Here is a 15901-nt window from a genome sequence, read left to right as displayed (position 1 = left end):
TTATTATTATTAATTTATATTTAATGCATCTTGAATTAATTTATTCTGCTGTTTTTGGTGGATTTTAATATATCCTACAGCAGGAGATGAAGATGCAGGACGACCACAATAACTTAATTTTACATTATTAGGTATGATTTTAGAAATATAATTTCTAACATAATAAAATGCTCCTTGGTTCAATGGTTCTTCTTGACACCATAAAAAATCACGAATATGCATATATGATATTAAAACTTTTTTTAGAATTTCTTTAGGAAATGGATATAATTCTTCTATTCTAATAATAATTATATTATTTTGGTTTCTTTTCTTACGTTCTTCAATTAAATCATAATAAATTTTTCCTGTACAAAAAATAACTCTTTTAATATCTTTCAGATTTAAATTATTTTCTTCTATAATGACAGAATGAAACCTACCAACAGATAAATCTTCTAATTTAGAAACAGAATTAGGATGACGTAATAAAGATTTTGGAGTTATTAAAATTAAAGGACGTCTTACACTACGTAAAATTTGACGACGTAAAACATGATAAAACTGTGCAGGAGTTGAAGGTACACATACTTGAATGTTATCTTCAGCACATAATTGTAAAAAACGTTCTATTCTAGCAGATGAATGCTCTGGACCTTGTCCTTCATATCCATGAGGTAATAACATAACTAAACCACACATTTTACCCCATTTTTGTTCTCCAGAACTAATAAATTGATCAATTACTACTTGTGCACCATTTGAAAAATCACCAAATTGTGCTTCCCATATGACTAAAGTTTGAGGATCTGTAGATGCATAACCATATTCAAAAGCAAGTGCAGCTTCCTCAGATAAAACTGAATCCCATATGTTAAATAATTTCTTTGTTTTATTTATTTGATTTAATGGAATATATGAAGATCCATCAATTTGATTATAAATAACTGCGTGACGATGAAAAAAAGTCCCTCTTCTAGTATCTTCTCCCGATATACGTATTTTAATTCCTGCATCTAATAAAGAAGCATATGCTAAAGTTTCTGCTGCACCCCAATCAAATAGTTTTTTTTCTATTGCCATATCTAAACGATCATCATATATTTTTTTAACTCTAGGATGCATAACAATATTTTTAGGAATTGTATTTAACTTTATTCCTAAATTTCTTAATCTTTTTTTATCAATTTTATTTTCATATGAATGATCCCATTGAATATTTAAATATTTTGTCCAAATCGATTGATGATTAATTTTAGAAATATGTCCATCTACAATCACATCACTATTATCTAATTTTTTTCTATAATTATTTACTATTTTATCTATGTTTGTTTGATTAATAATTTTTTTTAAAATTAATTGATCAGCATATATTTTTGCAGTTGTTTTATGATGTTTAATTTTTTGATACATTATTGGTTGTGTTGCTGAAGGTTCATCAGCCTCATTATGACCATATCTTCTATAACATACTAAATCAATAATTACATCTTTATTAAATTTATTTCGAAAATCTATTGCAAGTCTTGTAACGAAAATAACAGATTCAATATCATCTCCATTAACATGAAAAATCGGAGCTTCTATCATTTTCATCACATCAGTACAATATAACGTAGATCTTGAATCCTTAATATTAGAAGTAGTAAATCCTATTTGATTATTTATTACAATTCTAATAGTTCCCCCTACTTTATATGCCCTTGTTTGTGACATATTTAACGTTTCTTGCACTACTCCTTGTCCAACCACTGCTGAATCACCATGAATTGTAACAGAAAGAATATTATTCTCTTTTTTATTATCAGAACGATCAAAACGTGCTCGAGTTGACCCCATAACTACTGGATTTACAATTTCTAAATGAGATGGATTATATGCTAAAACTAAATGTATTTTTTTATTATTCAATTGAATATCTGAAGAATATCCTTGATGATATTTAACATCTCCACTTCTAGTTAAAGAAGTGTATTTACCAGCAAATTCGTTAAATAGATCTTTTGATGGTTTTCCAAAAATATTAATCAACACATTTAATCTACCACGATGAGCCATACCTAAAATTACTTCTTTAGTATTGTATGACGATGAATAATTTAATAAATCTTTTAACATCGGAATAATTGAATCTGCACCTTCTAATGAAAATCGTTTTGCTCCAGGAAAATGTACGCCTAAATAATGTTCTAATCCTTCAGCAAAGATCAGATGAGATAAAAAGTTTACCTTTTCTTCTTTAGAAAAGCATGAATCAATAGAATTTTTTTGTTCTAATTTTGATTGTATCCAATTTTTTTCATTTTCATTACTTAAATGCATATATTCAAATCCAATAGAAGAACAATAAATCTTTCTTAGTTGATCATATAAATTATTGAATTTTATTTTTTTAAATCCTAAAAATGGAATTAATAGATCAATTTCTTTATTAAAATCAATTTTATGTAAATTATAAGATGATAGATCTAAAGAAGGTATATATTGTTTAGGTTTAAGATTTAATGGATCCAAAGAAGCATTTTTATGTCCATCAGAACGATATGCATTAATAAAATTATAAATATTCAGTTGACAACTATCAAAAAATTTAGATTTATGATCTGAATTCATAAAAACATGATTGTTGAATAATCTTTTTTTATTGTTTTTAGTTTCTATAAAATATTTTTTCTGTTTTTGTAAATAGAAGTACTCTTTCGAAGAAGAATGATTTAATATTTCCTGAAATATTGACACCCATTCTGGTTCTACTGAACCAGAATCTAATAGATACTGTTCATATAAACTTTCTATGTAATTAAAATTTATACTAGATAGAAAACTAGTATTTAACCATTTTTTTAAAATACCATTTTGCATTTATATCCCCTTAAGCAAAAGGATTGCTTTACATAGCATCAAAGAATATTTATTGTAATAATTATAGTGATTTTCAAACGTAAATGTCAAATTTATTAAGTTAATTTAAAAAAATTTAATTTTGTATATTTTAAAAAATTACTTAAAAAAAATTTTTTTTAAGATATTTTTTATTATTTAAACAATCTATTATATCTTTGTAATTTTATTTTGATATTTAAAAAAATAAATATGAAATTAAAATAAATTGCGTATATCTAAAGTTTATTAGATAATAAATATTATATTATGCTAAATTTTTAACTATTTCATGCAGGATTTGGTATATCAATAAAAGTAACATCTAAATTATAATTTTTTTTAATCCATTCACCTAATGCTTTAATACCATATCTTTCAGTTGCATGATGTCCAGCTGAATAAAAATGAATTTTCATTTCTTTTGATATATGAAAAGTTTCTTCAGAAACTTCTCCAGTAATAAATGCATCTATTCCTAATTTTGCTACTGTTTCAATAAACTTTTGTCCTTTACCAGAACACCATGCAACAGTAGAGATTTTTTTGGATATAAAATCTCCATAATATAATGGTTGACGATCCAATCTATTTTTTAATCGTGTCATTAATTCTGAAGATGAAATTGGAATTGAAAAACGTCCTACAGGTAATAATGGAGTAATATAATCATCAATATTCACTCCTATAATATTTCCTAATTGTACATTATTACCTATGACTGGATGTGCATCTAGTGGAATATGATAAGCATAAAGATTAATATTATTAGATAATAACGTTTTTAATCTTTTCCGTTTTATATTTTTAATTAAATTAGACTCATTCTTCCAAAAATATCCATGATGTACAATAATAGCGTGTGCTTTTAAACAAACTGCAGTATTTAACAAAGATTGAGATGCAGTAACACCAGTAACAATTTTTTTAATTTCTTCACAACCTTCAACTTGTAATCCATTAGGAACTGAATCATGATATTTATCAATTCCTAAATAAGTATTAATTATTTTTTCTAACTTTAAATTGTGCATATTAATCACCTAAACTTACTTATTAAATAATTTTCTTATTTAATTGATATAAAACATGTATATAAAAAATATCTATTATTTTACTTTTAAATGTCAATTAAAAATATTTAATATTCACCATAAAGTTAAATCATTCATTAATACTTTTTTGATTCTAGAAGATAATAATTCTCCATCTGGAAAACATAAATTAGGTTCTATTTCAAATAAAGGATATAAAACAAAAGATCTTTTTTTTATTCCATAATGAGGAATAGTTAATCTTTTAGTTTGAATAATTTCATTGTCATACAATAAAATATCCAGATCTAAATTTCTAGAAGCCCATTTAAAAGTACGAATTCTTCCATGCAAAAATTCAAAAAAATGCATATATTCAAGTAAAATATCGGGAGACAAATCAGTATCTATAGATACAACTGCATTTAAATAATCAGGTTGATCTAATATTCTACCCATAGGTTTAGAACGATAAAATGATGAAGATTTTATAAAATTTGTATCAGATAAATTTTTTATTTTTTTAATAGCTCCAATAACTTGTTTTAGTGGATTGTTCAAATTACTTCCGATGGCAATGTATACACGTTTCATCAAAAACTCTATTAAAACATTTTAATAATCTAAAAAATTTTTATAAAAAATTAGTTTTTAATTATTATATTAAAAAAAATTTAAAAAAATAATTAACGTATTTTAACCATTCATTTGTTTTTCACGTATTTCTGCTAATGTTTTACAATCAATACAAAGATCTGCTGTAGGTCTTGCTTCCAAACGACGAATACCAATTTCAATACCACAACTTTCACAATAACCAAATCTTTCATCATAAACTTTTTTCAATGTTCTTTCTATTTTTTTAATTAATTTTCTCTCTCGATCTCTATTACGTAACTCAATACTAAACTCTTCTTCTTGTACTGCTCTATCTATGGGATCTGGAAAATTTGATGCTTCATCTTGCATATACATTATCGTTTTATGTACATCATAATTTAATTGACTATGCCAACTTTCTAAAATTTTTTTAAAATGTAATAATTGATTATGATTCATATATTTTTCGTTAAATTTTTCTTGATATGGTTTAACACCTGCAATATGTAAAATACTTAATTTTGATCTTTTATTAAATTTTTGCATAATTTTCTCAATTGAATTAATTTAAATTTTATAATTTTTAAAAAAATTTTTTATATATTTTTATCTAAAATTTTTTAATATATTACTATATTATAATAGTAGTAAATACAAAAAACTAATTTTATTTAAAAAAATATTTATTTTTATTATGGGATAAAATATTACTTTAATGTTTAAAAAAAAATACCCTGATCTTAAAAAAGAAAATAAATTCTTTTTCTTTTTAATAAAAATTATAATAATTTTATTAGTATTAATAATACTATACGGATTTTATTTATTTAAAAAAATTCAAATACGTTTTCAAGGAGACATATGGGATTTACCAGCTGCTGTATATAGTCGTATTATAAATTTAGAACCAGGAATTTCATACAACAAATACGAAATTATTCAATTATTACATGCAATGCAATATCGTCAGGTTAATAAAATTTTATTTCCAGGAGAATACACCGTTAACAATAATACTATAGATATTTTACGTCGTCCTTTTATATTTCCAGATCAAAAAGAAGGAAGTATTTTAGTTCGATTAAAATTCGAAAATAATATTCTACTAAATATTACAAATATTAATAACAAAAAAGAATTAGCAATATTTAGATTAGAACCTCAATTAATTTCAATGATACGATTAAATAACAATGAGCAACGTTTGGTACTACCAATAAAAAATTTTCCAAATATTTTAATTAAGATATTATTAGAAACTGAAGATAGATATTTTTATAAACATGATGGAATTAATTTATATTCTATAGGAAGAGCAATAATAGCTAATTTCAATGCAAGAAAAACTATACAAGGAGGAAGTACATTAACACAACAATTGGTAAAAAATTTATTTTTAACAAATAAAAAAACAATATTACGAAAAATAAATGAAATATATATGGCATTTATTATAGAATTTCTTTATAACAAAGATAAAATTTTAGAACTTTATTTAAATGAAGTTTATTTAGGGCAAATAGGAGATGATCAAATTCATGGCTTTCCACTAGCTAGCATTTATTATTTTGGAAGACCAATTACAGAGTTAAGTATAGATCAATATGCACTTTTAATAGGAATGGTTAAAGGAGCTTCTTTATATAATCCATGGAAAAACCCTGAACTTGCAATCAAAAGAAGAAATACAATATTAAAATTATTGAAATCAAGAAATCTTATTAATGAACTAAAATATAAAATATTTATTATGAGATCTTTAGGAGTACAAAACAAAAATATTCATTTAAATCCACAGCCAGCATTTATACAATTAATTAAAAAAGAATTAATTAACAAACTGGGAAATAAAAAATATAACTTATCTGGTGCAAAAATTTTTACAACATTAGATATTATTTCTCAAAAATCTGCAGAAAAAGCCATGAAGAAAGAAATTATAGCATTAAAAAAAAAATATATGCTTTCTGATCTTGAAGGTGCAATTGTTTCAGTAGATCGATTAAACGGTGAAATACGTGCAATGGTTGGGGGATCTAAACCACAATATTCTGGATTTAATAGAGCATTAAATGCAAGAAGATCTATTGGTTCATTAATTAAACCATCCATATATTTAACTGCATTGAATGATCCAGAAAATTTTAATTTAAATACTATCATTCCTGATAAACCTATCTCAATTAAAACAGGAAATAAAAAAATATGGAAACCAAAAAACTTTGATCGTCATTTTAGAGGAAAAGTTTTGTTAATTGATGCTTTAATACATTCTTTAAATGTACCAACAGTAAATATTGGATTAAAAATTGGTTTAAATAAAATTAGTCATATATTAACTTGTCTTGGAATACCTGAACAAACAATAAAAAAAAATCCAGCAATTCTATTAGGATCATTAAACTTAACATTAATAGAAACAGCACAAATGTTTCAAACAATTAGTAGTGGTGGAAATTTTTCAAAATTATCATCTTTAAGATCTATTCTCAACATAAATAATGAAGAAATTTATCATAGTTATCCTTCATCATTTAGAACAATTAATGCACAATCTGCATATTTAACACTTTATGGAATGCAAGAAGTAGTTAGAAAGGGAACTTCACGTTTATTAATGAAACATTTTTCTCAATATAATTTAGCTGGAAAAACAGGAACAACTAATGATTTAAAAGACAGTTGGTTTGCAGGAGTTGATGAAAAAGAGGTTACTGTTATTTGGGTAGGGAATGATAAAAATAAGCCTATTAATTTAACAGGAGCAAATGGAGCATTATATATCTATAATCAATATTTAAAAAATCATACCCCAGCAATTCTAAAAAATATTCCACCTTCTCATATTATACCAATACAAATTAGAAATAATGGAGATTTTATTTGCAAAGGAAAATCAGATAGAATTATACCAATATGGATTAAAAATATTAATGTTTTATGTAATAAAAAAATAAATTAATTATAAGAAAAAAATTGAAAAAAAAATAATAAACAAATAAAATAAAATTATTTAATAATTAAATAAACTATATTTATATATTATGATAAAAGAAAAAAAAATATTTATAGAATTAACAAAAAAAGCGATAGAAAAAATAAAAAAATCTACTTCTAATAAGAAAGATAATAATAATTTACATTTTCGAATTTATATTATAGGAGGTGGATGTAATGGATTTCAATATGGATTTACTTTTGATAATAAAATTAATGAAGATGATTTTAAAATAATAGAAAAAGGTATAAAACTTGTTATTGATCCAACAAGTATGCAATATCTCGTTGGAAGTTGCATAGACTATATTGAAGAGTTGAAAGAATCAAAATTTACAATTATTAATCCAAATGCAAAAATAACTTGTAGTTGTGGTTCTTCTTTTGATGTTTAACTATTAAAATTAATTTTATTTTTCTAATAAGAATTTATATTTTTTATCAATTGTTTTTAAAAAATTTGATACTATTTTTTCTGTAGTTTCCACTATACTTTTCGTATTATTATCAATCTCAATATTCACAATATCTCCAACATTTTTTTGAAACATTGTTGTACTTCTAAGAGTTTCAGGAATGAGATGCACAAAAAAACCATTATCTAATACTTCACCTACTGTTAAGCTAATACCATCTATAGCTATAAACCCTTTATAAAAAATATATTTTATTAAAAACTTATTTTTAATAACAATTAGCATTGTTAAATTTTTTTTTCTTTTAAAGATTTTAGAAATTTTCCCTGTAGTTATAATATGACCAGATATCAAATGTCCTCCTATTTCATCTCCATATTTTATCGATCTTTCTAAATTAACTAAATCTCCAATTTTTAAATTCGCTAAATTAGTCATTTTGATAGTTTCTTTAATTATATCAAATGTTACCTGATTATTTTGAATAAAAGTAACTGTTAAACAACATCCATTATTAGATACTGAATATCCAATTTTTAATTTTTCTAATAAAAAATTTGGAAATTCAATAGTGTAATTTAAAAAATATGATTTTTTTTTATAGTCAATAACTTTTCCTATACCTTGTATAATACCGGTAAACATTTTATATCACCTTATAATACAAATAATCAATCATTTTTTAATTATTATAAAAATACTTAAAAAATAATCAAAACTAATTTAATATTTAACATATAGATATCATTTGTACAAATCTATACAATAAATAATTCTAAAAAACATAATTAAATCTTCATCATAATATTAACTAAAGGATACATATAGTGTGTATAAATATTTTAAAGAAGCAAAAAGTATATTACTATTAGGAATTCCAATTATTTTAGCACAATTTTCTCAAACTGCTATGGGATTTATAGATACAATAATGGCAGGAAAAGTTAGTGAAATAGAAATGTCGGCTGTTGCATTAGGGACTTCTATATGGTTACCTAGTATTTTATTTGGACATGGTTTATTAATGGCATTAACACCAATTATATCAGAATTGAATGGTTCTAAAAAAAATAAAATAATTAAAAATTATGTACAACAAGGTATGTGGTTAGCATTTTTTTTATCATTATTCATTATGTTCATTTTGTATAATAGTTATTATATTATTAATAATATACCAAATATTGATCTCTGTTTAGCAAAAAAATCAAAAAAGTTTTTACATGCAATAATGTGGGGAGCACCAGGTTATTTATTTTATCAAGTCTATCGTAGTCAATGTGATGGATTATCGAATACAAAACCTGGAATGTTTATTAGTTTCATTGGATTATTAATTAATATACCAATAAATTATATTTTTATATATGGACGTTTAGGTGCTCCAAAATTAGGAGGAGTAGGATGTGCTATTGCGACTTCTTCTGTTTATTGGTTAATGTTTTTTTTAATTTATTGGTATATACATATTATACTAGTTAAAAAAAACAAATTTTGTTTTAAAAAACGATTTATATTTCCAAATTTAACTTTATTAAAAAGTATATTTTTTTTAGGATTACCCATTGGCTTAGCGTATTTTTTTGAAGTCACACTTTTTTCAGTAGTAGCACTTTTAATTGCTCCATTAGGAATTATTGCAGTTGCAAGTCATCAAATCGCTTTAAACTTTAGTTCTTTAATGTTTATGTTTCCTATTTCTTTAGGTATAGCTGCAACAATCCGTGTTGGTTTTAATTTAGGATTAAAATCTATTGAAAAAGCAAAAATATCAGCCTATACTAGTATAGTAGTTGGATTATTTGTTGCATTTTTTACTGGTATTCTGACAGGGTTATTTAGAAAAAAAATTGCATTAATGTATAATCACAATCCAGAAGTAATATCATTAGCATCAAACTTAATATTTTATGCTGCAATTTATCAAATATCTGATGCATTACAAGTAATAGGCGCTGGTATTTTAAGAGGATATAAAGATACGCGTGCTATCTTTTTTATTACTTTTATAGCTTATTGGATTTTAGGATTGCCAATAGGATATATTTTAGGATTAACTAATTGGCTCATATACCCATTAGGAGCAAGAGGATTTTGGATAGGATTTATTATAGGGTTAACTGCATCTGCCATTATGATGATAGCACGTATATTATGGATTCAAAATAAATCTAATAATAATTATTTGCTTTGAATAAATAGATTTCAAATTACATTTTTTTGCGTCTGTAACTCAGTTAGGTAGAGTACCACCGTGACATGGTGGAAGTCAGTGGTTCAAATCCACTCAGACGCATATAATTTAATTTTTTAAAAAAATACTGTTTAACTTAAATCCTAAAAAAAATAACATTAAATAATAACTAAAACTGCCCATAAAAATAAAAAAAATTAATTGCATTATTCTAATAATCATCGAACTTTCTACGACAAAAGGAAAAAAATGTAAAAGAATCGTTAATGTTGTTATCATTATTGCTAATGCTATTCCTAATTTTAATATAAATTTATTCCATCCTGGTAAAGGAAAAAAAATATTTTTTTTCTTTAATTGAAAATAAAGCATAAAAGAATAAAAATATGCATTTAAACTAGAAGAAAGAGCTAATCCAGAATGATAAAAAAATTTAATAAAAATTAAATTCATAATTTGTGTAAAAAAACAAGATAATATAGTAATTATAGTTAATGTTTTTATTTCTTTTATAGAATAAAAAACAGGAATAAATATTTTATTAATCATAAAACCAAGCAAACCAATAGAATAAAAAATTAAAACTTTTTCTGTCATTATTGCATCATGATTAGTAAAATTTTTATATTGAAAAAAAGAAAAAATTAATGGTTTTGCTAATAAACTCATAATAATTCCAAATGGAAATGCAAATAAAAAACAAATTCTTAATCCCCAATCTAATAATTTTTGAAATTCTTTTTTATTTCCTGTTAAGAAACTTTTAGAAAAATTAGGAAATAAAACTGTACTTAACGCCACTGCTAAAATACCAATAGGTAATTCAATTAATCTATCAGCATAATATATCCATGAAATAGAACCTGAACTTAAAAAAGAAGATAAAAAAATATTAAAAATCACATTTATTTGACCAATACAAATAATAATTATTCCAGATTTCATCGATCTTACTAATTTTACAATAGAACTATTAGAAATAGATATTTTAGGAATAATAAATTTATTAATTTTTTTCAAAAAAGGAATTTGATATAAAATTTGTACTAATCCTCCAATAATTACACCAATAGCTAAAGCAAATATTGAAGGTGAACAATATTGCGATAAAATTAATATTGATAATATTATTACAAGATTAAACAATAAAGGAGTACACGACGAAACTAAAAAATTGTTCCAAGTATTTAAAATTAAATTATATAATGTTGCTAAAGAAATTAGCAAAATATAAGGAAAAACAATTTTAAATAAATCAACTGTTAGGATAAATTTATCTTTTTGTTTTATAAATCCAGGAAGTAATATATAAATTATATTTGAAGCAAAAATAATACCAAATAAAGAAATAATCATTAATATAAAAATCAATAATCCAGAAACATATGAAATAAATTCTTTAATTTCTGTATTTTTTTTTTTTGTTTTATATTCCATTAAAATAGGAATGCAAGAATGAGAAAAAGCACCTTCTGCAAAAATATTTCTTAAAAAATTTGGAAATTTAAATGCAATAAAAAAAGAATCTGTCTCTATCCCAGCTCCAAAAAATCGAGCAATGATAATATCCCGGAAAAAACCGAATATTTTAGATATTAAAGTAAAAAAACTTATTGATATAAATGATTTAAGTAAATTCACTGAAAATTATGTTAAAATTTTAATAATTAATTAGTAATTTTTTACTAATTAATTTTATTTATAAAAGCTATATAAATAGCATATTGAATTTTTTTATTTAATTTAAATATTAAATAGCATTTAATAACAAAAAAAAAATTAAATTTATAATATAAAACGACTTAAATCTTCATCGGAGATTAATTCATCAAGATGTTTTGAAACATATTTCTTATCAATTTTTATTATTTTTCCATTATATTCATTGGCATCAAATGAAATATCTTCCATTAATTTTTCTAATACAGTATGTAATCGACGTGCTCCGATATTTTCTGTTTTCTCATTTACCTGCCACGCTGCTTGAGCAATTTTCTGAATCCCATCAGAAGTAAATTCAATATTCAACCCTTCTGTCTTCATTAATGCTTTATATTGTACTGTTAATGAAGCATTAGGTTCTGTTAAAATACGTTCAAAATCTTTTGCTGTTAATGCTTTAAGTTCAACTCTAATAGGTAGTCTTCCTTGTAATTCAGGAATCAAATCAGAAGGACTATTAACTTGAAACGCACCAGAAGCAATAAATAATATATGATCTGTTTTAACCACTCCATGTTTTGTAGATACTGTACAACCTTCTACTAATGGTAATAAGTCACGTTGTACACCTTCTCTAGATACATCTGTTCCAGAAACTTGACCTCTTTTACAAATTTTATCAATTTCATCAATAAATACGATACCTTGTTGTTCTACTGAATCTATTGCTTTCTGTTTTAACTCTTCAGGATTTAATAATTTTGCTGCTTCTTCTTCAACTAAAATCTTGAATGCTTCTTTGATTTTAATTTTTCTTGATTTATGTTTTTGTCCAGCTAAATTTTGAAACATAGATTGCAATTGATTAGTCATTTCTTCCATTCCAGGAGGTGCCATAATTTCTACACCCATTGGAGTTGTAGCTACTTCAATTTCAATTTCTTTTTCATCCAACTCGCGTTCTCTTAATTTTTTTCTAAATGTTTGTCTTGTAATTGAAGAAGATGCAACATTCTTTTTTTCTTCTCCCCAATTTTGTTTTACTGATGGTATTAATACATCAAGAATACGTTCTTCTGCACGTTCTTCAGCATGATATCGATTCTTTTCTATAGATTGTAAACGAACCATTTTAATCGCAGCATCAGTTAAATCACGTATTATTGAATCAACTTCTTTACCAACATATCCAACTTCAGTAAATTTTGTAGCTTCAACTTTTATAAAAGGAGCATTTGCTAATTTTGCAAGTCTTCTCGCAATTTCAGTTTTTCCTACTCCAGTTGGACCAATCATTAAAATATTTTTTGGTGTCACTTCATATTTCAAAGAATCATCCAACTGCATTCTACGCCAACGATTTCTTAATGCAATAGCTACTGACCGTTTTGCTTTATCTTGACCAATGATATGATTATCAAGTGCACTCACAATTTCACGAGGTGTCATTTCAGACATATCTAAATCCTTAAATTTTTGAAGATAATTCTTCAAAGTTAAAATGATGATTAGTATAAATACAAATATCGCTAGCAATATACAATGCTTTTTCTACAATTTCACGAGCACTCATTATTGTATTTTCTAACATAGCACGAGCGGCAGCTTGTGCATAAGCCCCACCAGAACCAATAGTAATTAAATCATTTTCTGGTTGAATAACATCACCATTACCTGTAATAATTAATGAACTATTTTTATCTGCAACAGCTAATAAAGCATTAAGTCTTTTTAACATACGATCAGTGCGCCAATCTTTAGCAAGTTCAACAGCAGCTTTAGTAAGATGACCTTGATGTAATTCAAGTTTTTGTTCAAAAAATTCAAAAAGAGTAAATGCATCTGCTGTACCTCCAGCAAAACCTGCTATAACTTTATCATTATATAATCGACGTACTTTCTTAACATTGTTTTTCATAACAATATTACCTATCGTCGCTTGTCCATCTCCTCCAATGACAACTTCATTATGACGTCTAACACTTATAATTGTAGTCATCAAACAGTCCCTAATAACGTTATAAAAACTTAAAAAGAATTATAATTTTTTTAATATAACTTTAATGTTTATTAATAAGATTATTATTTTTTAATATATATACATAAAAAAAAAAATCAATTTTTTAAATTTTGTAATTTACAATTAGTAATAATATTTTGTAATTGAGAAAATATTTCTTTTGCTACATTTTTATTATATGGACCCAAAGAAACATAATTTCTTCCATTTTTTTCTAAATAAATTTTGCTTTCAAATCCTAAAAAAGCAAGATTTGCTTTGACTAATTCAGCTTGAGTAACATTTTTAAAAGATCCACACTTTAAAAAAATATTACATTTATTTTTTATTTTTTTTTTATTGTCTTTTTTTTTAAAATCTTGCTTTTTATAATCTATAACTATATGTTTTGTACTAGTACTATCAAGACCTTTTGTAATTGGAAAAAATAATTGATATTTTGGAGTATCATGATATTTATTACTATAATAATAAGTATTTAATTCATTAAGATTAGAAAAATTTATAATTCCATTTTCAAATGCTTTAACATAACGCCATTTTTCTATTGGTCTTTTTGGTGGTAAAAAATAATTTTCTATTTTATTATTTAACTTAAAAAAATAAAAATCATCAAAAACCAAATTTTTTTTATTTCTATAAAAGTTAATTAAAATAAAATATAAAATTACTATAATAATAGAAAAAAAAGAATATTGATATAAATAAAATCTCCTTTTTCTTTTTTTTAAATATTGAATTTTTTTATTACGGATTTTAATATTTCCGTTTCTTATATAATCTTTCTGTACCACTTTAATTTGTAAAACTAAAATAATGAAATACTCATTAATATTTTGCAATTAATATTACAAAATATTAATTGCAATGATTGCGATTTAAAAAATATATGATAATGATCTATATGTAATTCGTAAAAAATAAATCAAATTCACTAATACTTTTTTTCATAAAAATTTATAACAAAACTTATTTACTAAATAAATAAAATATTTTTCAATAATAATAATATATAAAATTATTTTACACAATTAAAATATTTTAAAATAAAATGTTGTTAAATATATATTTTTTATTATATATTGAATCAATGTAACGTTAATACTTTTTTAAAAAAAATATGAAAAAAAATATTCATCCAAAATATAAAAAAATAGTAGCTATTTGTTCATGTGGAAATAAAATAATTACTAAATCTACAATAAAATCTAATATCAATTTAGATGTATGTAATAATTGTCATCCTTTTTATACAGGAAAACAACGAGATTTAATTATTAGAGGAAAAATGAATAAATTTAAAAAACATTTTCAAATACCTATTATTAAATAATACAATTGATCTTTAAAAGAAATTGTTTAATATTTTTATTAAATTAACAATTATTTATTGATGACAACGTATTAAATTACATTTAATAGACTAATTTTTTATATTAAATTATTTCTTTGTTAAAAATATTTTCTAAATAAATCAAATATTATGAGAATTAAGTACATAACAGATGCAAAATTGCCTACTCCATATGGAGAATTTTTAATTGTTGGGTTTGAAGAAATAAAGAATAAAAAAAATCATATAGCACTTTTATATGGAAATATAAAAGAAAAAAATCCAATTTTATCGAGAATTCACTCAGAATGTTTAACAGGAGATGCACTATTTAGTGTACGTTGTGATTGTGGATTTCAATTAAAAGCAGCATTAAAACAAATTGCAAAAGAAGGAAGAGGAATATTATTATATCATCGTCAAGAAGGAAGAAACATTGGATTATTAAATAAAATTAAAGCTTATTCTTTACAAGATCAAGGATTAGACACAGTAGAAGCAAATTTAAAATTAGGTTTTAAAGCTGACGAAAGAGATTTCACTATTTGTGCTGATATGTATAAATTGTTAGGAATTCGATCAATTAAATTACTAACGAATAATCCTTTAAAACTAAAAATAATAAAAAAAGCAGGAATTAATGTAATAGAAAGAATACCTTTAATAGTCGGTAAAAATCCAGAAAATACTGACTATCTCAATGTAAAAGCGAAAAAATTAGGTCATATCTTACCCTACACAAATAAAAATAAATAAATACTTCTATATTTTTACGTATATAAA

The 15901-nt window shown here is 23.6% G+C and carries 14 protein-coding genes and 1 tRNA gene; 6 read left to right on the top strand and 9 right to left on the bottom strand.

Translation table 11 applies throughout. The annotated features are described in order from the left end of the window. Positions 1 to 9: 9 nt before the first annotated feature. The 4 genes from RA161_01025 to dksA all read right to left on the bottom strand — a co-directional run bounded on the left by RA161_01025 (position 10) and on the right by dksA (position 5042). Positions 10 to 2844 (bottom strand): 2-oxoglutarate dehydrogenase E1 component, encoded by a 2835-nt coding sequence (locus RA161_01025; protein ID WMY97638.1) that lies wholly within the window; start codon positions 2842 to 2844, stop codon positions 10 to 12. Between the two features lie 308 nt (positions 2845 to 3152). After that, positions 3153 to 3896 carry a Nif3-like dinuclear metal center hexameric protein gene (locus tag RA161_01020; protein WMY97637.1) on the bottom strand — a complete coding sequence of 248 codons (744 nt, stop codon included), beginning with the start codon at positions 3894 to 3896 and terminating at the stop codon, positions 3153 to 3155. 114 nt (positions 3897 to 4010) lie between these two features. Beyond that, positions 4011 to 4490, bottom strand: a complete 480-nt coding sequence (folK, locus tag RA161_01015) for a 2-amino-4-hydroxy-6-hydroxymethyldihydropteridine diphosphokinase (protein ID WMY97636.1) — start codon at positions 4488 to 4490, stop codon at positions 4011 to 4013. A gap of 102 nt (positions 4491 to 4592) precedes the next feature. Continuing rightward, a complete protein-coding gene (gene dksA, locus RA161_01010) occupies positions 4593 to 5042 on the bottom strand; it encodes an RNA polymerase-binding protein DksA (GenBank protein ID WMY97635.1) in 450 nt (149 codons plus the stop codon). Positions 5043 to 5211: 169 nt separating this feature from the next. Between dksA and mrcB the strand changes: the two genes are divergently transcribed. Next, positions 5212 to 7458: a bifunctional glycosyl transferase/transpeptidase gene (mrcB, locus tag RA161_01005; protein ID WMY97634.1), complete on the top strand. Its 2247-nt coding sequence runs from the start codon at positions 5212 to 5214 to the stop codon at positions 7456 to 7458. An 82-nt stretch (positions 7459 to 7540) separates the two neighbouring features. Further along, positions 7541 to 7888 carry an iron-sulfur cluster insertion protein ErpA gene (erpA, locus tag RA161_01000; protein ID WMY97633.1) on the top strand — a complete coding sequence of 116 codons (348 nt, stop codon included), beginning with the start codon at positions 7541 to 7543 and terminating at the stop codon, positions 7886 to 7888. A 15-nt stretch (positions 7889 to 7903) separates the two neighbouring features. On the opposite strand, the gene RA161_00995 is transcribed toward erpA, so the two are convergent. Beyond that, complete coding sequence (locus RA161_00995; protein ID WMY97632.1) at positions 7904 to 8554, bottom strand: riboflavin synthase subunit alpha; 651 nt, start codon at positions 8552 to 8554, stop codon at positions 7904 to 7906. A 184-nt stretch (positions 8555 to 8738) separates the two neighbouring features. Here RA161_00995 and RA161_00990 point away from each other — a divergent pair, with 184 nt between their 5' ends. Further along, positions 8739 to 10103 carry an MATE family efflux transporter gene (locus tag RA161_00990; GenBank protein WMY97631.1) on the top strand — a complete coding sequence of 455 codons (1365 nt, stop codon included), beginning with the start codon at positions 8739 to 8741 and terminating at the stop codon, positions 10101 to 10103. Between the two features lie 28 nt (positions 10104 to 10131). After that, positions 10132 to 10205, top strand: a tRNA-Val gene (locus tag RA161_00985). 6 nt (positions 10206 to 10211) lie between these two features. Here RA161_00985 and murJ read toward each other — a convergent pair. The 4 genes from murJ to RA161_00965 form a co-directional block, all read right to left on the bottom strand. Continuing rightward, the gene (murJ, locus tag RA161_00980; protein WMY97630.1) at positions 10212 to 11744 is read right to left on the bottom strand and encodes a murein biosynthesis integral membrane protein MurJ; all 1533 of its coding nucleotides are present in this window, start codon (positions 11742 to 11744) and stop codon (positions 10212 to 10214) included. A gap of 144 nt (positions 11745 to 11888) precedes the next feature. After that, the gene (gene hslU, locus RA161_00975) at positions 11889 to 13223 is read right to left on the bottom strand and encodes an HslU--HslV peptidase ATPase subunit (protein ID WMY97629.1); all 1335 of its coding nucleotides are present in this window, start codon (positions 13221 to 13223) and stop codon (positions 11889 to 11891) included. A 10-nt stretch (positions 13224 to 13233) separates the two neighbouring features. Continuing rightward, on the bottom strand, positions 13234 to 13764 hold the full coding sequence (gene hslV / locus RA161_00970; GenBank protein ID WMY97628.1) for an ATP-dependent protease subunit HslV: 531 nt from the start codon (positions 13762 to 13764) through the stop codon (positions 13234 to 13236). Between the two features lie 116 nt (positions 13765 to 13880). Further along, on the bottom strand, positions 13881 to 14579 hold the full coding sequence (locus RA161_00965; GenBank protein WMY97627.1) for a hypothetical protein: 699 nt from the start codon (positions 14577 to 14579) through the stop codon (positions 13881 to 13883). Positions 14580 to 14905: 326 nt separating this feature from the next. On the opposite strand from RA161_00965, the gene rpmE reads away from it, so the two are divergent. Continuing rightward, complete coding sequence (gene rpmE, locus RA161_00960; GenBank protein WMY97626.1) at positions 14906 to 15118, top strand: 50S ribosomal protein L31; 213 nt, start codon at positions 14906 to 14908, stop codon at positions 15116 to 15118. 150 nt (positions 15119 to 15268) lie between these two features. Further along, positions 15269 to 15874, top strand: coding sequence for a GTP cyclohydrolase II (gene ribA, locus RA161_00955; GenBank protein ID WMY97625.1), 606 nt, complete (start codon positions 15269 to 15271; stop codon positions 15872 to 15874). Positions 15875 to 15901 lie beyond the last annotated feature (27 nt).

It is taken from the genome of Arsenophonus sp. (genome assembly GCA_031446085.1).
Lineage (GTDB): Bacteria > Pseudomonadota > Gammaproteobacteria > Enterobacterales > Enterobacteriaceae.
This window is presented reverse-complemented; position numbering and strand designations above follow the sequence as displayed.